General features: G+C 69.7%; 11 protein-coding genes and 1 pseudogene. 2 read left to right on the top strand and 10 right to left on the bottom strand.

The genetic code is table 11. From position 1 onward, the window contains the following. Positions 1-18: 18 nt before the first annotated feature. From OHS71_RS24300 to OHS71_RS24270, 7 genes are all read right to left on the bottom strand, one after another. On the bottom strand, positions 19-1053 hold the full coding sequence (locus tag OHS71_RS24300; RefSeq protein WP_328481463.1) for a transglycosylase family protein: 1035 nt from the start codon (positions 1051-1053) through the stop codon (positions 19-21). Positions 1054-1257: 204 nt separating this feature from the next. After that, positions 1258-2553, bottom strand: a complete 1296-nt coding sequence (locus OHS71_RS24295; protein ID WP_328481462.1) for a cytochrome P450 family protein — start codon at positions 2551-2553, stop codon at positions 1258-1260. Between the two features lie 237 nt (positions 2554-2790). Next, a complete protein-coding gene (locus OHS71_RS24290; RefSeq protein WP_328481461.1) occupies positions 2791-3822 on the bottom strand; it encodes a nucleoside triphosphate pyrophosphohydrolase in 1032 nt (343 codons plus the stop codon). A gap of 165 nt (positions 3823-3987) precedes the next feature. Further along, entirely contained in the window at positions 3988-4632 is a 645-nt protein-coding gene (locus OHS71_RS24285) for a SurA N-terminal domain-containing protein (protein ID WP_328481460.1), read from the bottom strand. A 156-nt stretch (positions 4633-4788) separates the two neighbouring features. After that, a complete protein-coding gene (locus OHS71_RS24280; protein ID WP_328481459.1) occupies positions 4789-5427 on the bottom strand; it encodes a hypothetical protein in 639 nt (212 codons plus the stop codon). A gap of 21 nt (positions 5428-5448) precedes the next feature. Further along, the gene (locus OHS71_RS24275) at positions 5449-5790 is read right to left on the bottom strand and encodes a hypothetical protein (protein ID WP_328481458.1); all 342 of its coding nucleotides are present in this window, start codon (positions 5788-5790) and stop codon (positions 5449-5451) included. A 99-nt stretch (positions 5791-5889) separates the two neighbouring features. Next, positions 5890-6720, bottom strand: a complete 831-nt coding sequence (locus OHS71_RS24270) for a glycoside hydrolase domain-containing protein (protein ID WP_328481457.1) — start codon at positions 6718-6720, stop codon at positions 5890-5892. A 276-nt stretch (positions 6721-6996) separates the two neighbouring features. On the opposite strand from OHS71_RS24270, the gene OHS71_RS24265 reads away from it, so the two are divergent. Together OHS71_RS24265 and OHS71_RS24260 are read left to right on the top strand one after the other, a co-directional pair. Further along, complete coding sequence (locus OHS71_RS24265; RefSeq protein WP_328481456.1) at positions 6997-7404, top strand: hypothetical protein; 408 nt, start codon at positions 6997-6999, stop codon at positions 7402-7404. 194 nt (positions 7405-7598) lie between these two features. Further along, positions 7599-8315, top strand: a complete 717-nt coding sequence (locus OHS71_RS24260) for a hypothetical protein (RefSeq protein WP_328481455.1) — start codon at positions 7599-7601, stop codon at positions 8313-8315. 267 nt (positions 8316-8582) lie between these two features. Here OHS71_RS24260 and OHS71_RS24255 read toward each other — a convergent pair whose 3' ends face one another. From OHS71_RS24255 to OHS71_RS24245, 3 genes and pseudogenes are all read right to left on the bottom strand, one after another. After that, positions 8583-8966 (bottom strand): hypothetical protein, encoded by a 384-nt coding sequence (locus OHS71_RS24255; RefSeq protein WP_328481454.1) that lies wholly within the window; start codon positions 8964-8966, stop codon positions 8583-8585. A 94-nt stretch (positions 8967-9060) separates the two neighbouring features. Beyond that, a pseudogene (locus tag OHS71_RS24250) lies at positions 9061-9150 on the bottom strand (IS5/IS1182 family transposase); the annotation flags it as partial. 1041 nt (positions 9151-10191) lie between these two features. After that, entirely contained in the window at positions 10192-21147 is a 10956-nt protein-coding gene (locus OHS71_RS24245) for a LamG-like jellyroll fold domain-containing protein (protein ID WP_328481453.1), read from the bottom strand. Between the last annotated feature and the right edge of the window lie 94 nt (positions 21148-21241).

The following is a 21241-nucleotide window of genomic DNA, read 5'->3' as shown; positions in this document are numbered from 1 at the left end:
TTTCTTGGGCTTTGCGCCCTATTCCACCCCTGTGTCGAGGGTCTGACCGGGGGCGATGTCGCTCGGGTCGGCCCCGATGAGGTCCCTGTTCTCGTCATACAGGGCGCGCCATCCCCCGTCGAGGTCAAGGGAGTCGGCGATGGACTCCAGGGAGTCGCCCTCCTGGACGAGATAGGTGGCCGCGGCGTGCCGGCCGCCGGACGCGGCGGTGGCGCCGTCCACGGCAGCGCCGGTCGCGCTCTTGGGCGCGGCCTCGTCGGCGGTGGCGCCGCGATGGCGGCCGGAAGTGAGGGAGCCGGTGTCGACGAGACTCCAGGAGCCCGCCGCCTGCCCGGAATTGTCCGAGTCGTCCACTTCGGGAGACGCCGTGACCGAGCCGCCGCCCGCCTGCGCGCCACCCTTGCCGTGGGCACTCGCGGACCCGCCGGCCGTGCCGGACCCTCCGGGAGCGGCGGAGGAAGAGGACGAAGGGGAGGAAGCGGATGCCGAGGGTGAACTGGGGGAATCGGCGGACGAGTCGGACTTACCCGACGATCCGGCCGAGGCGCCGTCATCGCTCGACGAGCCCGAGGAGCCCGACAACCCCCGGGACAGGTCGGACAATCCGGAAGACCCGGATGAGTCGGACGAGCCCGACGAGCCGTTCGCCACGCCGGTGTCCACGCTCAGCGCGCCGTTCTCCTTGGTGAGCCCGGAGGTCAGCCCGCAGGTGCCCCACGCACCGATGCCCTGCGCCGCCAGCACCTTCTGCGCCACGGCGATCTGCTGGTTGCGGCTGGCCAGGTCGGGGCTCGCCGCGTAGTCGAGGCCGCCGTACGTCTCCCAGTCCTTCTGGGTCAGGCTCAGGCCGCCGAACGCGCCGTCGCCCTGGTCGGCGCTCCACGAGCCACCGGTCTCGCACTGCGCCACCTTGTCCCACACCGTGCCGTCGGCGGCGCTCGCGCCGGAGGCGGCGAGCAGCGGGATGGCGATGGCGGAGCCCGTCACTCCGGCCGCGACAAGGAGAGCCGGGGCCTGGCGGGGGCGACGGTGACGACCGTTCCCGGAGAGCATGCGAGGGGCCTTTCTCTGGACAGCACTGACCGGCGCGGCGGGTTGGACCGATGCGTCGCACCGACGAGTGAACGTATCGGCAGACGATCACTTGTCACAAGTTAATGCCGCGCAGATCACGTGAAGATCACAGAGTTGAGGGTCGGTCACCTTTCTTCCGCCGAACGGTCACACTCCGCCCGACATCCGGTCGGAAAGCGTCGTTCATGAGCCGGAACGCACCGGAGTGAACTCCACCGGAAGGGTCCGCAGGCCGCGCATGATGAGCCCGCCGCGCCACCTCAACTCGCCCGGATCCACGGCCAGTCGGAGGTCGGGCAGCCGGGTGAGGAGGGTGGCCAGCGCGGTCTGGCCCTCCAACCGGGCCAGCGGCGCCCCCAGGCAGTAGTGGATGCCGTGGCCGTAGCCGAGATGCTGGTTGTCGCGGCGGGAGAGGTCGAGGGTGTCGGGGTCCCGGAAGCGGGCCGGATCACGGTCGGCGGCCGCGAGGACGACGAGGACGGGGTCGCCCGCCGCGATGTCCTGTCCGCCGATGACGAGCGGCTCGGTCGCGAACCGCCAGGTGGCCAGTTCCACGGGACCGTCGTAGCGCAGGAGTTCCTCGACGCCGGTCTCCAGGAGGGTGCGGTCGCCGCCGTCCTCGGTGAGCGACCGCTGGAGGCGTTCTCGCTGCTCGGGATGGGTGAGAAGGGCGTAGGTGCCGTTGCCGATGAGATTGACGGTCGTCTCGAAGCCGGCGAACAGGAGGATGAAGGCCATGGCGGCGGCCTCGTTCTCGGTGAGGTGCTCGCCATGGTCGGAGGCGCGGATCAGACCGGAGATGAGGTCCTCGCCGGGCGCGGGCTCGGCCGGGAGCTCCTCGCGCTTGCGGTGGATGAGTTCCAGCAGATATCCGCGCATCTTCTTCACCGACCGCGCGACCCCGCCCCTCGGGCCCCCGCCGTGCCGGATCATCATCCCGGCCCAGTCGCGGAAGTCGTCCTGGTCCTCGCGCGGGACGCCCAGGAGGTCGCAGATGGCGTAGATGGGGAGCGGGAAGGCGAAATCGTGGATGAGGTCGGCCTCGCCCCCGGCGGCGAACCGGTCGATGAGGTCGTCCGTCAGTTCCTGCACCCGGGAGGCGAACTCGGCGACCCGGCGGGGCGTGAAGGCCTTGCTGACGAGCCGTCGCAGCCGGGTGTGGTCCGGCGGGTCGATGTTGAGCAGATGCGTCATCAGCTCCGCCTTGCGCTCACCGGGGATACCGGTCTTGCCCTTGGCGTGCGCCGGTTCGTCGTGATGGGCGGGATTCTTGGAGAGCCGCTGGTCGGCGAGGGCCTGTTTCGCGTCGGCGTAACGCGTGACCAGCCAGGCCTCCACACCGCTGGGCAGCACGGTGCGGTGCACGGGGTCGTGCTCCCGCAGCCAGGCATAGGCCGGATAGGGGTCGGTGGCGAATTCCCAGGTGAACAGCTCGGGGGCGGGCGGGGCGTCGTACGAGGGGCGAGGCAGCTCGGTCACGCCCTGACGGTAGCGGGCATCCCGGAGGCCTCCGCGAGGGCCCGACCCGATACCCGCCGAAGTGCCCGACCAGGACGGCCTGCCCGACCCGATACCCGCCGAAGTGCCCGACCAGGACGGCTTGCCCGACCCGGTACCCGGCGAAGTGCCCGACCGGAACGGCTTGGCGGGACGGCGCGCCAGGCCGGAACGGCTTGCCCCACCGGGACGGCGCGCCCGGATCAGGAGGCCGCCGTGCTACTCCTCGACTCCCTCCACTCCGCCTGCCCGCTCCGTTCCCTCGATTCCCTCGGCGGCCCGGACGGCGTCGCGGTACGCCCGGGCTGCTGCTCGTAGTGCCGCCTCCGGGTCTATGCCCTCCGATTCGGCGCGGGCCGCCAGGGCCAGCAGTTCGTAGCCGATGCCCTCGGCAGCGGGCAGCGGCACCTCCAGTCGCGCCGTGCGGGCCCGGGACACCAGTTTCGTCGCGAGGGCCAGTCCGGGCTGGTGCAGGGGGACGCCGTCGGTCACGGACTCGCGCCGCTTCTCCGCCGCCTTGGTGCGGAGCCAGTGCTCCTTGACTTCCTCGGGGGTCGTGGCCGTGGCGTCGCCGAAGACATGGGGGTGGCGGTGGATGAGCTTGGCGACGATCGTCCCGGCGACGTCGTCGACGGAGAAGGGGGACTCCTCGTCCTCCTCGGCGATGCGGGCGTGGAAGACGACCTGGAGCAGGACGTCGCCCAGCTCCTCGCGGAGTTCGTCGCGGTCGCCGTCCTCGATCGCCTCGACCAGTTCGTACGACTCCTCGACCGCGTACTTCGCCAGGCCCTTGTGGGTCTGCCGCGAGGACCACGGGCACTCGGCGCGGATGCGGTCCATGACCTGGACGAGGTCGAGGAGCCGGGCGCCGGGAAGGTCGTAGGAGGCGGGGAGCAGCTCCAGCTCGGGCATCGACACGCGGCCGGAGCCGGCCAGCCGGGCCAGGCCGTCCGTGAGGGCCGGTTCGCCCTCGCCGGTGGCCACCACCACGACCGTGCGGCCGCCGGAGCAGGCGGCGAGCAGTTCCTCGGCGGCCGGGGAGGCGTCCTCGACCGTGATGCCCGCGTCCCGCAGATAGGGCAGCTGCGGATGCGCGCCGTCCGCGCACAGCACCCGGTCCGCCGTGCGCAGGGCCTGCCAGGCGGGCCAGGACAGCAGGCCGGGGGCGACCCGGTGGCTGGTGGTGAGCAGGACGACACGGCCGGGGGCGACGTCCTCGGCGCGGGCGACGGCGGAGCTGGATGCGTTCACACCCCGAACGTAACCCACGCCCGCCGACGGCCCTCCGAGTTGTCCACAGGACAGGTCAGCCGGTCATACGATCACACGGGCCCACCCGCTCAGGGGGCCGGGCGGCCGCAGATCCGGGTGGTCACGTGGGCGGGCGGCCGGATGACCGGGCGGTCACGTGATCCGTCACGTGGTCTGCTGTGTCCCCGCCGCCGAGATCTCCCGTACCCAGGGCGTCTTCGCGTCGACGCGGGCGACCTTCTGCGCGTCCCAGTTCCCGTAGCGCGGGTTGAGGTCCACGCCGAGTGCCTTGGACGCCTTGGACAGGGCGTTCCAGAACGCGGGCTGACTGGTGTTCGTGCCGAGCTCGGCGGCGAGTTTCTGCGCCTCCAGCTGGAGGTGAAGGTTCTCGTCGAGGCGCTGCGGCGGAATGCCGTACTGCTGGAGCCACGCCGCTTCCAGGCCCTTCGCGCCGCCCGCCTGCTGCTCCAGGCCGGCCCGCATCTCCTGGACCTCCCGGCGGCTGACGGAGATGCCCGCGTCCTCGGCGGCCCGGTGCAGCACCTTGTCGAGGACCATGCCGTGCAGGGTGTCGCGGGCGAGGGTGCCGGTCTGGGCGACGGCCTGCGCGTACTGGGCGTCGTCGGTGACCGCGGCGCGCTGGGCGGTGCGCACCTCGCTCACCCGGTTCTCCAGCTGGGCGACGGTGATCCGCTGGCCCCCGACGACGGCCGCCGCGCCCGGATGCGCGTCGTTCCCGCAGGCGGCGAGGAGAGGGGCCGCCACGATCGCGGCGGACAGCAGGAGCGCGGTGCGACGACGGCGGTGCAAGGGAACCTCCCGAGGAGATTGTGCGACGGTGCACAAAGTCTTGCGGTGATCGATGTTAGGCAGTGGGGCGGCTGGGGCCAACCCATTCGACCAACGATTCACCAGGACTTCCGGCACCGCCGCGCCCGCCCGCCGCCCGCTCGTCGGTGCGAGGGCTCAGCCTCGCGCGTCGACCGCGTGCTCGACGGCGTCCGCGATGCCTGCGCGCAGTCCGTCGCCCGTGGCGACCGTGCGCACGTTCACGCTCGCGTGGGTGGCACCGCCCACCAGGACGAAGTCGACCTTCTTGTACTGCGGCGCCGTCGCCCGGGCCGCCGTCACCTCGGGGTCTCCCACGGCCAGGACGACGTCGCAGGAGCGCTGGAGGAGACCGTTGAGGAAGGGGCGTGCGTTGCCCGTGCTCTGTTCTCCGGTCACCGGCGCGTAGCTCACGCGCGCGTGCGTCTTCCGGGACGCGTCCTGCATGCCCTGCCAGACGGTGGCCGCGGTGCTGTCGGCGGTGATGCCCTTGTCCCCGGTGAGGAGACAGGCGTCGACGTCCGTGTAGGCGCGGGCACGGGTGTCGGGGACCGCGGGACGGTCGTCGTGGGAGAAGAGGAGGACGCCGGCCACGGTGAGGGCCGCCGCTGCCACGAGCGCACCGGCCGCGAGGGCGAGGGTGCGCCCGCGCAGCGCGCGAAGCCAGGTGACGGCCGCGCGCCCCAGCGCGAAGGCCCGTCCGTTGCGTGCCCCGCCCGCACCGCGCGCCGAACGGGCCGCCCGCGCCTGGGACACCTGCCTGACCTGCTTGCTCACCGCCGTCGCTCTCCTGCTCCGCTATTTCCCGGCCGTCGCGGCCGGCCGCGACGGCCAGGCCCGCCACGCGTGCGTGGCGGCACCGGCCGTCGACAGGGCGATCAGCAGCGCGTCGAGCGCGAACAGCGCCCCGTGCGTGTCCACCGGGGTCAGCGCGAGCTCGGTGAGCCAAGCCGCCAGCACCGCGCTGAAGGTGACGAAGGCCGACCAGTCCGCCCGGGAGCGCCTGCGCAGGGCGAGGACGAGGGACGGGACGGGGCACAGCAGGCCCAGGCTGAGGACGGGCAGCAACGCGAAGCCCACGCGCGCGACGGGCGTGCGCAGCGCCGCGCCCGCGACCGCCCCCGCGAAGACCAACCTCATGTCCTGCCCTTCCCTCCTACGCGGCGCCTCGTGCGCCACGCCTCACGCATCGCGCGCCACGCGTCGCGCGCCTGCGCGTCGCTGCTCGTGCGATCAGGTTCAGCCGACGATGGCGACCGGGGCGTCCCACGTGTCGCGGTCCACGGTGATCGTGTACCCGCCGCGGGTCTCCTTGCTGTTGACCTGGTACTGGTGGCCGCGGCTGTGGTTGGTGAACTGGGTGGCGCCCCACGGCCAGTCGGTGGTCGTGGTGTCCTTCTTGTCCCACAGCGCGTACCAGAGGTTGCCCGGCAGGTCCGTCTTGTTCGTCGCGGTGGCGATGGCCTTGGCGCTGGAGCTGCTGAAGCCGTAGTAGCCGCCCCGGTAGATCTTGGCGCGCAGCGTCTTGGTGAAGGAGCGCACGTACGCCAGTACGGCGTCGTTGCACGCCTTGTTGGTGATGTCGTACGCCTCCATGTCGAGGTAGATCGGGCTGCCGGCCTTCATGCCGAGCGCCGAGGCCTTGGCGACCGCGTCCGCGCCGTCGGTCGCGCCGAGGGAGGTGGCCGTGGCGGCGGTGATCTTCTCGGGGCTGGAGCCCGTCTGGCAGGGCGGCTGGGCGCCGACGTAGAGCGGTATCAGCTTCCAGCCGACCGTGTTGACCGACTTCACCCAGGAGGCGGTCAGGTTGGGCTGCGCGCAGCCACGGTTCTTGCCACCGACGTAGACGGCGGCGCCGCCGTAGTACCCGTCGGTCTTCCATGCCTTCATCGCGGCCAGCGAGGGCGCGGTGCAGGCGTCGAAGGCACGGCCGGTGTACGTCTTCTGGGCGGGCCAGGTGGTGGCCGCCATCGAGGTCTGCGCCGCTATCCCGGCACCCGCGAGGACGGCCGCGCCGGCCACGCCCCATGTGATGTATCTGCGCTTCCTGGACTGCCGGTGCTCGGCCATCCCCACCCCATCGTTCGTCTCTGTGTACGGCGCGCTCGCCGTGTGTGCCTGTGGCGTAAGCCTGTGTCAGGCAGAAGTCCCCTGGACCGGTGCGACGATACGGTGTCGACTCGACGTCCGCACCGGCGGATCGCACCGTAACCCGCGTCACCCCAGTGATCGGGAAACACAGCGCCCCCATAGCCACAAGATTCGCCCATGTCACAGTAAAGAAGCGACGGCGTGGAGCGGCCCGCCGGTGTCCTACCCTGGCCCTCTGCTTACTTGGGGGGCGACATGACGATGCCGACGACAACGACGGCGGCGGGCGCGGAGAGACGGCTCGCGGGCGGCTGGGCCCAGCGGATCGGCTGGGGGTTCCTGGTGTGGGGCTCACTGGGCCTGCTGGTCTGGGTGCCCTTCCTCTACGTGGCGATCCGCCGCGGCCACTCCTCGGACTGGGCGGCCTTCGCCTCCTTCGCGCTGTACGAGTGCGTGACCCTGCCCTGGGCGGTGATCACGGCGGACGGCGACGGCGACCCGTATCTCGGCATCGCCATCATGGTGAGCCTGCTGACGGCGACGGGCATGTTGCTGTTCGCGATGTTCGACAAACGGCTCCCGCCCGCCCAGTCGGCGTACGGAGCGATCGGCACGCCCCAGGGACAGCCGACGTATCAACAGGGGTATCCGTACGGGCGCTGACCTCGGGCCTGTCGCGCACGGAGGCCGCGGTGACGGAAGGGCGGACCTGAGCCGTCCCGCACACTTGCGGCACACGGGCGTGCGATTTTTGATCATCCTTTGAGCAAACCGAGAGTTTACTGTGTCCTTGGCCTCCTTAAGGTCGGCCTGGCCCGAGTCACAGTCGGGCCGGCACTCCTCTCTCAAGGATCCCCATGCGACTCCCGTCCCGTACCGCCCAGCTTCTGGCGGTAGCGACTCTCCCTCTTGCCCTGATCGCCACCGCGTGTTCGTCGGACAGCACGGCCGAGGCCACCACCGCCTCCCCGGCTCCGACGAAGGCGAAGGACCCCAACGAGGGCCTGCTGACGGGCACGCAGCTCAAGAAGGCACTGGCGCCGGCGTCGTACTTCGCAGCCGGGTTCACCGTGGACCCCGAGACCACGCGGGACACCGGTGACACCTACAGAGCCCCGGCCACCCACAACGCGGCCGAGCCGGACTGCACGCGCTTCGGCAGCACCGGCTGGATCGACCTCAGCGGCATAGAAGGCGTGTCGTTCGCGCAGAACACGTACGTCGGCAAGAACACGTCCTCCGAGCTCGACCAGGAGATCGACGTCTACCGGGGCACGACCTCGACCGACGTGATGACGGCCCTGACGAAGGTTGTCGCGGCCTGCCCCGGCTATCCCGACGCCGACACCAAGTCCAAGGTGAAGATCACCGGCGCGGCCACCCCCGGTCTCGGCGACGACGCCTACACCATCACCCTCACCGACGACGCCTGGGAATCCGGTACCACCCTGGTCGCCGTCCGAGTCGGCACGGCCGTCGTCAGCATCCTCTCCACGGACGGCGCCGACGACGGGGCCGCCGCCGCGAAGAAGCTTGCGGAGCAGGTCGTTTCGTCGCTGAAGACAGCCGCCTGAGACCAGCCCACCACAGCGCCCCGGGCAGGCCGTGCGCCACGAAGACCGCCCGGCCTGCTCCCGTTTTCCGCACCGCGTGAAACGTAGGCCGGGCCGCCGCCCGTACCGGCGGTCAGGCCCACGCGTTCGCCCAGGACAGGCAAGTCCCGAGGCTCCCGCACGATGAGCCGAGACTTCGACCTCTCCCTCACGGGCCACCGGCACGGGAGCCTCGTGCGTGGGGTTCCCGGCCGCCGTCCCCCACCACTGTGGCCACGCCGCGACAGCTCACTGTTCGACCCAGATGTGCCGGGCCCACATCACTTCGCGGTCCTCGGCTTCCGCCAACACCTCGAGGCCCATCTCCCGGGGAAGAAGACACCCCTTGGGCCAACTGATCTCCTCGCCACCCGTCATGACGGATACGTTCTGCGGGTCGTCGACGAGCCGAAGGTGGTAAAACGTCCGGTCCCGGAGCGCCGTCACCGTGGAGAACTCCGGTTCGACAGTGACGATGACACAGTCGTCCTCCCCGTCGTCCAATGTGAGTCCCATGGACGAACTCACCGGAATCGACCGCAGCACATCCGGGAGTTCGGCGAGGGAAACCGTCGACACCTCGAACGCCGGGACCAGGATCTCGACAGTCACCACATTGGGGCGCACGGCCACCCTCCGGAGTTGCCGGCGACGACGAGCCGGGCCGGGACGAAGCCGGCTGTCGAGGTGTTCGAGGGCGCCGGTGAGCCAACTGACCACACCACGCAGAGACGCGGAGCTGAAGGACCAGGACGGCTTGGACGAGGCTAGTGATCCGGGTCGTCGCGCAGCGGAGCTTGCGGAGGAGCCGCCAGGACTACGGACGTTGCGAGGGACGGCGACGGTGGAGTAGGCAAGGAGGGTGGTGCCCTCCGTGGCTATGAAGGGGTTCAAAGAGGCCTACTCGAGATGTCAGGTGAAAAGCGTTACCGAGCCGGACCAGGGGAGTCGGTCTGCGCCCCTTGGATCAGGTACAGGCAAACGGCGATCGGGTGTTGTCGGGGCCGAGTTGCTCGAGCGTCAGGGCTACGCGCATGTCGCCGACCTTCCAGCTCTCCATGTGCACGAAGATGAACACTTCCTCGCCGAACGACAGATCCTCCAGCTCCTCTCGCTCGACCGAGAACTCTGGCCGAACAGAGCAGCAGGCAAGCGAAACAGTTCACCACCAAACTAATGGACATGCTGCAAAGATCGAAGCCGCCGACAGTGAACAGGCCAACCATGATCAGGTTGACGGCGCACCCTCTGCGGCTGCTCAGTCCGTTCGAGGCGCAGTCTGCATCCACTCCTTCAGAGCCCGGCGATAATGCATAGCATCGCTCCCGGCGCCCACTCGGAGGCTGAACAATTCCTCCGGCGAGAGCAACTCACCTGACGAACCAAGTTGGTCGACCGCAGCGGATTGACCCGCGGCCTCGAAGGAGAACCAACTGTTTGCCCCAGGGGGGGGAGCCACTCCCTGCTGATCGAATTCATAGGCCACGCAGAACGCGGATCCGATCACCTGGGCCCGCGATCGGTTTATAGCGACGTCCATGTCGATCAAGCCAAGGACGCAATCGAGAGCAGCCAAAACAGCACGCGCCCATGGACCACCCCAGGTCTCAGCAGCCGTGCGCAGCCTATCTACGTGCGGCCGAGCAGCCCGCCGAAGATCCGAGTCGTCACCAAGACCTCCGAACTCGCGCCAGTAGGACTCAACCACTTGAACGGCCGGGTAGGCATCTTCCGCCATCCCTGCCATCTCCGCTTGCAGAGAAACAACAGAGTCCACTCGGCTTGCGGCGACGACCGCAAGGATCCGCCTCCGCACAACGGATGGCTCATCAGGCGTCTCGGGCACGGCACCTCCTTCTTAATTCCAAACAGCCAAAGTCTTGGTGAGAATCTTGCCACCAGTCCGCTCAATCAATGGTGCACAGAATTCCTCACAGAAATGGTTGCTAGCGATCAGCATTTGAGGCTGCACACCCAGATTAACTGCTTCAGTAAGCAGTTTACCCTCAGCGTGATTCCGACCAAGCAGGTATGGCTCATCGATCTTCGCAGCACCGGCACGGCTGGGCAGCTTGGGATAGATTCTCAATGCCTCGTCGGCGGCATCCGCCAAACCGATCTGCGCCTCGGAAATATCCGCCTGCGCACCTACGGCGAACAAATCGAGACCTCCTCCGGAGACGGGAACGTGGAGTCCGCCCACAGTCTTCCTGAACGCCCCGGCTCCCATTCGTTTAGTCATGGCATCAACACGAGCCTGCAGCGCTACCGGATCCGGCGTGGCCGACCCGCCGCAGTTGTGGACCAGTATTGGCGTGTCCCCGGCTTCCACATAGTACGTGTGGAGGTCGCCGATGGTGAGGTCGTACGTCGTGGTGTTCGCGTGGTACAGCCGGACATCCGTGACCTCGGTCGTGCCTGTCGGTGTCTGGAGGACGTCGCCGGGGTTGAGGTCCTTGGCGTCTACGAAGGCGGACTGGGTCTTGTCGTAGAAGGGGTGGTGGAAAGTCGTCTGGAGGTGCGCGTCCTGCGCGGCCGCTGCGGATGCCGTGCTGACCGCCGCCACCGGCTGGGTCGCCGGCGCCTTGCCGTCACCGTGGCCGTGACCGGCCGACAGTGCGCCCAGCACCGCCGCCGACGCCGCCAGGCCGAACGCCGCCTTACGCGCGACCTTCCTGCCGAGAGACTTCACCCCGGCCTTCTTCGCGCCGGACTTCTCAGCGGCCTTTTCAGCGGTCTTGGTCGCCGTCGCCTTCACCGTCACGTCCACGAAGTCGTGGTCCGTGTGCGTCACGATGACCGCGGTCACGTTGTGGGTCTGCGTGCCCGTCGCGCCCGGCACCGAGTTGGCGATCTTGTCGCCCACCCGCACATGGTCGATGGCCTTGGTCGTGCCGTCGGCCATCAGCACCCGGGTAGAACCGGTGAAGCTGTGCGGGATCGGGCAGCTGGCCGCCCCGCCCGACTCGTCCGAATGCGACTGCGACCGAGACCCCGCCCCCTCGGAGTCCGCCCGGGAAGCCGCCGCCTCCGTCGCGTCCGTCGCCGCTGTTTCCTCGGCCTCCGTCGCGCCCTTGCCGAAGAGGCCGCCGACGACCTTCATCGCCTTCGGTGCCGCCTTGGCGAGGAGCTTGCCGCCGATCTTGCCCAGGGCGCCGCCCAGCGCGCCGGCTATCGCACCCGTGACCGCCGCACCCGCGAAGGCACCCGCGTCGCAGTCGTCGCCGCCGTTCTGCGCGCAGGCGAAGCCCTGCTCCACCAGGGAGCCGACCGCGCCCGCTGCCGCCGCGCAGCCGATCGAGCCGACACCCGCCGTCAGCGCCTCACAGCCCGCGAACACCGCCGTCGAGACCACGAACGACGTGATCGCCGCCGCGTGGTTCTTCGCGAACGTCGCCGTCGCCTTCGCCGCCTTGACCGTGGCGTGGTACGCCCTCCTCGTGGCATGAGCGACCGCGTGCGCCGCCTTGGTCACGGCGTGCGTGACCTTCTTCGCGGCCTTCTTGACGGTGTGGACGACGCGGTGCACCACCCTCGACGCCTTGTGATAGGCGGTATGGACGGCGTGGACCACCCGGTGGACCGCGCGTCTCACCTTCCGTGCCGTGTAGTGGTAGACGCGGCGCACCACCCGCACGGTCGCGTGGTAGACGTCCCGCACGTGGTGGACCACCTTGTGGGCCGCGTGCTTCACGGCGTGGACGACCTTGCGCGCCGCGTGCTTGACCGCGTGGTAGACCTTGTGCGCCGCGTGCTTCACGGCGTGACTGACCTTGTGCGCGGCCTTCTTGGTCCCGCAGACCACGTCGTACCAGGAGCAGTTGCCCGACTCGTCGGTGCCCGCCATCGGGTTGTCGTCGACGTACGCGAAGGGGTTCGCGGAGACCGAGTTCGGGACCGGGTTGAGGGACATGCTGTCCTTGTTGAGGAACACACCCGTGTCGGGGTTGTACCAGCGGGACGCCGTGCCCACGTCACCCGTGCCGGGTTCGGTCCAGCCGGACTGGAAGCCGAGGTGGCCGGTGACCGTGTTCGTCGGGGAGACGACCTTGCCCAGCGGGTCGTAGGACGCCGAGCCCGCCAGCGTCGTCGCGCCGGAGGTGAAGGAACCGACCACGTCGTTGTGCTGGTCGGTGAGGGCCAGGACCCCTGTGCCACCGATGCTCTTGACGCCCACCAGGCCGCCGCCCGGGTCGAACGTGTAGGTGTCGTCCCCGTCGGAGGCGATGGTGTTGCCCGCGCCCGAGTAGGAGAAGGTGCGGGTCGCGCCCGTCGACGTGACGCGGTCCGTGATGTTGCGGCCGGTCGCGTCCAGCGTGTAGGACTGCTCGCCCGCGACGATCTGCCCGCCGAAGGCGTCGGTCTTGTACGCGACCGTCCCGCCGGCGGTCGACGACTCCTGGGTCATCGTGCCGCGCGCCGAGTAGGTGTAGCTGTGGGTGCCGTCCGAGGTCAGCTCGTCACGCTCGTCGTAGGTGTAGACGTCGGCGCCGTTGCGGACGCGGTTGCCCGACGCGTCGTACGCGTACGGCGTCGTGGTCGTGCCGTTGTTCCACGACGTGAGGCGGTTCGCCCAGTCGTAGCCGTAGGTGTTCGACGACGCGCCCGAGACACCTGTCGTCGTCTTCGACGTCAGGTTGCCGTTCTCGTCGTAGCCGTAGGCGAAGCTCGCCATCGTCGAGGCGCCCTGGACGAGGACGTCGTTGGTCAGCTGGTGCGCGCTGTTGTAGGTGAAGGTGCGGGTCTGGCCCGTCGAGCCGTACTTGACCGTCTTCAGGTCGTTCAGTTGGTCGTAGGTGTACGTCAGCTGATTGCCGGTCGCCGGATCGTTCAACGAGGACAGGCGGCCCGCCGTGTCGTAGCCGTACGTCGTCGTGCCGGCCGCGTCGGTGCGGGAGGTGACCGACGCGTCGTCGTTGTAGGCGAAGCTCGACGTGCCCGCCGAACCCGACGTGGTCAGCAGGTCTCCGCGGTCGTCGTAGGTGAACGCGTCGTGGGTGGCGTCCTGGTGGTCTACGGCGCCGGTGATCCCGGCCTCGTCCGTGTCGGCCGACAGGACGCGGCCGTCGGCGTCGTAGGTGAAGCTGCGCTTCGCGGTCGCCGCGTCCGCGCCGGTGCCCGACATCGACTTCAGCTGGCCGACGCTGTCGTACGTCATCGACGTCGTCGTGCCGCCGGGGAGCGTGGCGTTCGTCAGCTGCCCGTCGGCGTCGTAGGCGAACGTCGTCGTCGAGTCGGCGGCCGAGGAGTGCTGGGCCGTGCTCGGTTCGGTGATCTTCTCCTGCTGGCCCCACGGGGTGTACGCGTAGCGCCAGGAGTTGCCGCGGCCGTCGGTGAAGCGGGTGCGGTTGCCGGCCGCGTCGTAGCCGAAGGTCGTCGTGATCGACGTCGAGGCGTCGACCGGCTGGATCTCCTGGGTGACGGTGCCGGCCGCGTCGTAGGTGAAGTGGCTGGTGTGGCCGCGGGCGTCGGTGGCGGCGGTCACGTTGCCGACGCCGTCGTAGGCCTGCGAGGTCGACCAGAGCTGGACGTTGTTCGCGTCGTACGCGCGCGTGGCCGTCGGGTCGCCGTCGGCGTTGTAATCGGTCTGGGTCCAGGTGTTGTCGGGCAGGATCGTCTTCTGCTGGTTGCCCTCGAAGTCGTAGGTGTAGCGGGTGGTGTTGCCCGCGCCGTCGGTGACCGAGGTGACGTCACCGGCCCGGTTGTAGCCGTAGGACGACGTCACCCCGCCCGGTGAGGTGGTCGAGGAGGCGTGCGCCCCGTAGGGGTTGCCGGTGGTGACCGCGTAGGACGTGGTGCTCGTCAGGGTCCTCGTCGACGGGCGGCGTTCCATCGTCGTCGAGGTGACCGGGCGGCCGAGGTAGTCGTACGTGGCCTGTGCCTGGGCGCCGGTGCCGTCGGTCGCGGAGAGCTGGTCGCCGTCGGCGTCGTAGACGGCGTGCGTCTTCGTGCCGTCGGGGTCCGTGACCTGGGCGACGTCGCCCAGCTGGTCGTAGAGGTAGGAGGAGGTCTTGCCGCCGGGCGAGGTGACCGAGGTCTGGTTGCCTTCGCTGTCGTACGTCCACACGGACGTGCCCGCGTTCGGGCTCGGCGCGCCCGCCGGGGTGTACGAGGGGAGCGTCTCGGAGACCTTGTTGCCCTCGGCGTCGTAGACGGTCGTCGTGACCAGGCCGTTGGGGTCCTGCTCCTCGACCGCCTCGCCGAAGGTGTTGAAGCCGCTGGTGGTGACCGGGCGGACGGTGGAGGCGGTGGTGCCGTCGGGCTCCGCCTGGACGGCGGGCGCGGTGGTGACCGCGAGGTTGCCGGCCTCGTCGTAGGCGTAGTCCGTGGTGTGCTGCTCGGCGTCCGTCATGGACGTCGGCAGGCCGCGCTGATCGTAGGTGTACTTGGTGGTCTGGGCGTCGGAGGAGCCGACCGTGCCGCCGCCGCGGCCCGTGCCGTACAGGGAGGTCACGTCGGTCGCGGAGAGCGCCCGTTGGTAGAGCTGCACGTCTGCGACCTCGCCGTTGACGACGTCGGAGGTCGTGCCGCCGGCCGTCCTGGCGCCGCCGACGGACAGCGGTCCGGTGCCGGTCCACGGTGCAGTGTTCGTGGCGGAGCCCGCCTGTGCGCCGTTGACGTACAGCTTCATCGAGCCGTTGCTCGAGTCGAAGACACCGACCAGGTGGGTCCAGGTGTTCAGCGGTGCGGCCGTGGACGCGGTGGCGTCGTAGTACGCGGACGGGGAGGCCACGTCGGCGTTGGCCGCGTGGAAGCGGAAGGCGTTGTCGGTCTTGGAGTACTGGAGGTAGAAGGAGGCCCGGTTGGTGCCGCCCTGGGCGACGAAGGTACGGAAGGCGGAGGCGTCGGCGAGGTTCACCCACGCGGAGACCGTGTAGGAGGCGGTGGTGTCCAGGACCGGGCTGTTCGTGGCGACGACGTCACCCGTACCGGTGGTCGTGCCCGCGAACTTGGCCGCGTCGTCCGCCCAGGTGACCCCGGGGCCCGCGGTGGCCGTGTTCCCGGTGCCGGAGGAGTCCGTCACCGAGCGGCCGGCGGTCTGGTTCAGCTTCCACCAGGCGGCCGGGTGGCCGGAGGCGTCCCCGTACAGCGTCTCGGCGAGCAGGTTGCCCATGTCGTCGTAGCTGTTGGTGGTGGTGCGGTCGTAGCCGGACGAGTCGTGGTCGTTCTCGGAGGCGACCTGGTCGTCCGGGGTGTACGACACGGTCGTCACCCGGTCCACGCCGGTCGGGTCCAGCTCGGTGGACGTGGTCCGGGAGGCCGCGTCGAGCGTGTACTTGGTGACCGTCTCGCCGTTGTCGGTGGTCGACTGGGTGAGGTTGCCGGCCGCGTCGTAGACGTCCGACTCCAGCGTGTAGGTGCTGTTGCCGTCGGCGCTGGTCCGCTTCACGGTCGAGGTCAGGCCGTCGTCGGTGTAGGTGTACGCGGTGGTGTTGCCCATCGCGTCGGTGAGGGAGGCGAGCCGTCCGGCGGGGTCGTAGGCCCGCGAGGACTCGGTGAGCAGCGTCGTCGGCTGCGGGTTCACCGGGTCGCCCGTGTACATCAGGCCCTGGGTGAGCAGGTCGCCGTTGTCGTTGTAGGTGTACCGGGTCTCGGTGCCGGCGGTCGTCACCTCCTTGGTCTTGTTGCCGGAGGTGTCGTACGTGTACGTCGTCGTGTTGCCGTTGCCCGCGCCCTCGGCCGCGTTGGCGTCGGACTCGGTCAGGACGCGGTCGTAGGCGTCGTAGGTCCAGCTCTGGGTGCGGGAGTGGTCGCCGCCGCTCGCGTCGGCCACCGTCTGCGAGGTGACGTCGCCGTCGTCGTCGTACACCGAGGAGGTGACGGCGGCGTGGGTGGCGCCGGTGACGCGGTCGGTGAGCTGCGGGTCGTGCTCCTCGAGCACCTGGCCCGCGGTGTCGTACTTGTACGACGTCACCAGGCCGGCCGGGTAGGTGTCGGAGACGACCTTCTGGGTGAGGACCTGGCCGAGGCCGTCGAAGGTGTACGAGGTGACGAGTCCGACGGCGTCCGTCGTGGAGGCGACGTCACCGTTCTTGAGATACGACACCTGGTTGACGGCGCCGCCCGGCGAGACGGTCCTCACCGGCAGCCCCTTGGGGACCACTCCGCCGTCGGCGGACGGGTAGGTGCTGGTGCCGTCGCTGTAGACGGTGGTCGTGGAGCGCCCGGCCGGGGAGCCGGGGACGGCCGGGCCGGTGATCGCGGTCTGGTTGCCCGCCGTGTCGTAGGTGTACGAGGTGAGGTAGGTGGTGTCGGTGGCCGAGGCCGACCGGCCGTCGCGCTCGGTCAGCAGCTGGTCGTTGCGCGGGTCGGCGGTGGTCAGCTGGGCCGTGGTGTCGTCGGGGTAGTACGCGTAGTACTCGGTGTTGCACTTGTTCGCGGCCTGGTCCTGGCAGGACGTGGACGAGACCACGTTGCCCCGCACGTCATGACCTGTGATGGTCATCGCGCCGTTCGGATCGGTCACGGTGTGCTCGAATCCGGCCGAGTCGTAGCCGAAGCTGGTCTTGTTGCCGAGGCCGTCTGTCTCGGTGAGGGCGCGGTTGTTGTTGGTGACGTCGTACGTGTACTTCAGGGCCGCGGTGGTCGGGGAGGTGACGGTCACCGTCTCGACCGGGAGGAGGCCGGTGGAGTTCTGCGCGGCCTCGTAGCTCTGGGCCACGTCCGCGGCGGAGAGCTGCGAGCGGTACAGCGCGACCTCGGCGATGGAGCCCTTGAAGCGGGTCGCGTACCCGGTGTTGGAGGTGGAGCTGGTGTGGGCCTCGTCCGGCCAGTTGCCGCCGTTGAAGCCCGCGCCGACGTAGGTGTTCGGCTGTCCGGTCATCGCGGCGGTGCCGGTCTGGGTGCCGACGAGGGCGCCGTCGAGATAGACGGACTGGCTGGTGGCGCTGGTGGAGAGGACGACCTGGTGCCACTTGCCGTCGGTGACGGCGGCGGCGGAGACCAGCGGCTTGGTGGAGCCGCCGGAGAAGTAGAACTCACCGTGCAGCTTGCCGCTGGTGCCGACATAGAGGACGGGTGTGTAGCTGGTGGTGGTGCCCGCGCTCAGCGGGTCCTTGCTCGCACCGAGCAGCACACCGTTCGCCGTGGTCGTCTTGAACCACATGCTCGTCGACTCCGCGCCCGAGCCGGGCACCGAACCGCTGGGCAGGGTCAGCGAGGAGGTGGTCCCGTCGAAGGTCGCGGCCTTCTGGTCACTGAAGGGGCCCGCGGCGCCGAGGGTGACGGCGCTGTACGTGCCGTTCCCGCCGCGCACCTGGTCCACGGCCGTGGTCGCGCCCGCCGCCTCGCCGAGCCGGAAGTACTCGCTGGGCGCCCCGCCGAGGATCGCGCCCCGGTAGGTGTCGCTCGATCCGGTGACGGTGGGGGTGCCCAGCGTCCAGGTGCCGCCGTTCTCGTCGGTCATCTGGGTGAGCACGGTGGAGTTGGTGTCGTACGTCATCGCCGCGTACGTCTTGCCGGAGGGCCGCTTGACGGAGGTCAGCAGGGACTCGCTGTGCGTGCCGTACGTGTAGAGCGCGCTCACGTCGGCCGCGACGAGCGGGCGGCTGTACCAGCCGACGTCGGCGATGGAACCGTTGAAGTACGTGGCGTGGCCGGCGTCGTCGGTGTACGTCGGGTGATCGGGCCAGTCGCCGCCGAGGAAACCGGTGCCGAGGTAGTTGAAGGACTGGTTCTTGCCGAAGGCGGTCGCGCTCTTGATGGAGACGGTGCCGGTGCGCGAGCCGACCTTTGCGTTGTCCAGGTACAGGCTCTGGGAGTTGCCGGCCGCGGACAGCACGACGTGGTGCCATTTGCCGTCGGCGACGGACGCCGAGGTCACGATCGGGTTGATGCCACCGCTGTACCAGAACTCGGCGTTCAGTTTGCCGTCCGAGCCGACGTAGATCGACGGCGTGTAGAAACCGGACGCCTGACCGGAGCCGATGGGCTGGGAGGCGTAGGAGTAGAGGACACCGGGCCCGGCGGACGTCTTGAACCAGAGCGAGAGCGCGCCCGAGTCGGTGTCGTTGCCGAGGTTCTTCGGTAGGGAGACGTCGGAGGTGGTGCCGTTGAACGTGGCCACCTTCGAGGAGGAACCGGTCAGCGGACCGCCGCTCTGGCCGACGGTGACGTTCTCGTACGTCGCGTTCGTGGTGCCCTCGTTGCCGAGGACGGCGTCCTTGGCGCTGGTGCCTGAGGTCTCGGACAGCGGCCAGAAGGTGTGCGGGTCGAGGTCGAGCGCCGCGTTCTGGTAGCCGGAGCCGGTGGTGTAGCCGTAGACCGTGCACTTGGTGGACGACAGCGGTGTGCACACCTTGGTGAGCTGGTCACCGGTGTAGCCGTACGTCCAGGTCTGGACCGTGGTCGAGTCCCCGGCGGTGACCGGGTCGGTCACGACGGTCGCCACGTGCGCGGCGAGCGCGCCGGGCGGGGTGGACCAGGTGAGGCCGAGGGAGCGGCCGGAGACCGCCGACGTCATCTTGGTGATGTGGGCGGGGGTTCCGGTCCAGGTGAGGTTCAGCGCCCGGCCGTTGGCGTCCGTCACCGAGGTCAGTCCGTAGCCGCCGGCGCCCAGGGACTGGGTGAAGGTGTAGAGCGTGTCGTCCTTGTCGGTGAGCGTGTAGCCGCCGGTGACCGTCTTGAAGGTGGCGAACCGTCCGCTGCCCGGGGTGAACGTGCCGTCGCTGTTCTTTCCGTAGCCCGCCTGCGAGCCGTCGGGGTAGGTGACCTGCACGCTCGCGACCGCGCCGGCCGCCGTGTACTGCTCGGTCGCCCGCGCGTCGAAGATGCTCGACCAGCCCGATCCGAACGCGCCCGTCCAGCGCGGGTCACGGGAGTTGTAGTCGCGGTCGACGTCGAGGGACGGGCCGACGGTGGAGATGGAGGCGTCGGTGTCGGAGGTGGTGTAGTTGCCGATGGACGCGTCGAAGCCGTGATCGCTGCTGTTCTGCGAGAGTCCCGAGGTGATGACGGTCTGCGGGACCTGGACCGATATCTCGTAGGGGTCCGCGGGCGAGTAGAGCGCCGTGGTGGCGTCGTACGCCTGGACGGTCCAGCTGTAGTTGTTCCCCCAGGCGAGCTTGCCGGCCGGGACCGTCCAGTCGCCGGTCGCGACCAGGCCCGAGTCGGCGACCTTGGTGCCGGCGGCGTCGAAGACCTGGAAGAGGTACTTGTTGGTGCTGCCCGAGGTGGAGTTGGCACCGCCCGCCCAGGCGGTGAACTCCGGGGTGGTGGTGCCGACGACCGCGTTGTCCGCCGGGAACTGCTCGTAGAGCTGCGGGGCGGTGTTGCCGGTGTAGGTGACCGTGATGTACGGGCCCTTGCCCGGGTCGTTGAACGAACCGAACTGCTTCCAGTGCAGGGCGTCCGAGGTGGAGGCGTAGACGGCGAGTCCGTGGTCGGCGGTGGTGCCGCTGAGCCAGCCCTGGATCGCGGAGGTGGACAGCGCGACGGTCACCGAGTCGCCCACGGTCCGGTCGGCGGCCGTGTTGGCGCAGGCGTTGGGGACGGACGGGGTGGCGTTGCCGATGGAGGCGCCCATGGACGGGCCCGGGTAGCTGGTGACGCCCTCGGGGGTCCAGGCGCTGGTCACGAGCGCTACGTCGAAACGTTCCGCCGTGCAGGTGGAGGCCCAGGTGTCGAACAGGTGCAGACTCGCGGCGGTGACCGTGGCGCCGCTGGCGTCCCAGGCGGTGTCCCAGTGATTGACGAAGCTGTTGGCCGCGTGGGCGCCGGAGTCGTAGGAGCCGACCTTGATGGTCTGCTCGTAGGAGTGGTCGATGTTGTTGCCGGTGCCGGACTCGGCGTAGGTCGTGGTCCAGCCGTCCGTGACGGTGGGGTCGACGGTGACGGGGAAGACGCGGTCGGCGCTGTGCAGCCAGGCGCTGTCGAGGGTGATCTCGAGTGCGTAGCCGTCACCGCTCCTGACCAGGTCGGTGGTGACGGCGTGGGTGGTGGCCGGGTCGCCGGAGCGCGGGTCCACCTTGGAGTCGTAGGCGTACGACGGGGGAATGCGCTCGACGGTCTTCCCGGAGGAGTCCCGCAGGTCGATCCAGCCGTCGGCGGTGCTCCGGACCGGGGTGAGGCCCCGGAGGGTGAGGGGGAAGGTCCACGTGTCGGCCGCGTCGGCGGAGTCCAGTACGACGGATTCCTTCACGCCGGTGGCGGTGGGCGCGAGCTTCAGGTCGGTACCGGGGAGAACCTGGTCGTACGTGACGGTCGAGCCGTCGGCGGTGCCCTTGACCGGGGCGGCGCCCTTCAGGCCGTAGGCGACGCTGTGCTTCGTGTCGGTCGCGAGGGAGGTCAGCGCGGGGTCGGTGGCCTCGGCGGCGAAGTCAACGTCGACGGAGTTGGCCGCCTCGTGCCAGCGCCCGTCGGGACCGGCCCGCACGTCCACGTCGATGGGCGCCCATCTGCCCTTGCCGGTCTGGTAGTTGACCGGGCTCTGGGACATCTGACGGGTGACGGAACCGTCGGCGTTGTCGTAGACGGTGTCCGTGCGCGTGGACTTGGTGGCGCTGCGCTTGCTGGTCTTGGCGTCGAAGCCCGCGCCGCCGGCGCTTCGGCCCGCCTTCGTGGCCGGCTTGTGCGCCTGGTAGGCGGGGAGTTCGCCCTTGCCCTTGCCGGGGGCGTGGCCCGCGCCGCGGTGGGCGGTGGTCGCTGCGGCGCCGACCTGGTGGCGGTGGCCTGCGGCGGTGCCGGACTGCTGGTGCGGCAGCTTGCCCCACTGCGGGTCCGTGAACCAGGACGCGAGGGAGGCGAGGCTCATGCTCGGCAGTTCGATGCTGCCGAACTCCAGGCCCTCCGCGACGGCTTGGTCGGTCGTCAGCATGAGCGCGAGAGCGGTCAGGAGGAGCGCGGCGAATGCGCGCAGGGTTCTGCGGGAACGGAACGCTCCGTTCGACCGTCTGACAGTGCGGGGTCGG

Origin of the sequence: Streptomyces sp. NBC_00377 (assembly GCF_036075115.1) — a bacterium.
Classification (GTDB): Bacteria; Actinomycetota; Actinomycetes; order Streptomycetales; family Streptomycetaceae; genus Streptomyces.
The sequence above is the reverse complement of the archived record's forward strand: the minus strand, read 5'-3'. Positions and strand labels throughout refer to the sequence as shown.

Excerpts from the sequence above, each read along its gene's own strand:
- OHS71_RS24260 (WP_328481455.1), top strand. The coding sequence starts at position 7,599 with ATGCGACTCCCGTCCCGTACCGCCCAGCTTCTGGCGGTAGCGACTCTC.
- OHS71_RS24265 (WP_328481456.1), top strand. The coding sequence starts at position 6,997 with ATGACGATGCCGACGACAACGACGGCGGCGGGCGCGGAGAGACGGCTC.
- OHS71_RS24270 (WP_328481457.1), bottom strand. The coding sequence starts at position 6,720 with ATGGCCGAGCACCGGCAGTCCAGGAAGCGCAGATACATCACATGGGGC.
- OHS71_RS24275 (WP_328481458.1), bottom strand. The coding sequence starts at position 5,790 with ATGAGGTTGGTCTTCGCGGGGGCGGTCGCGGGCGCGGCGCTGCGCACG.
- OHS71_RS24300 (WP_328481463.1), bottom strand. The coding sequence starts at position 1,053 with ATGCTCTCCGGGAACGGTCGTCACCGTCGCCCCCGCCAGGCCCCGGCT.
- OHS71_RS24245 (WP_328481453.1), bottom strand. The coding sequence starts at position 21,147 with ATGCTGACGACCGACCAAGCCGTCGCGGAGGGCCTGGAGTTCGGCAGC.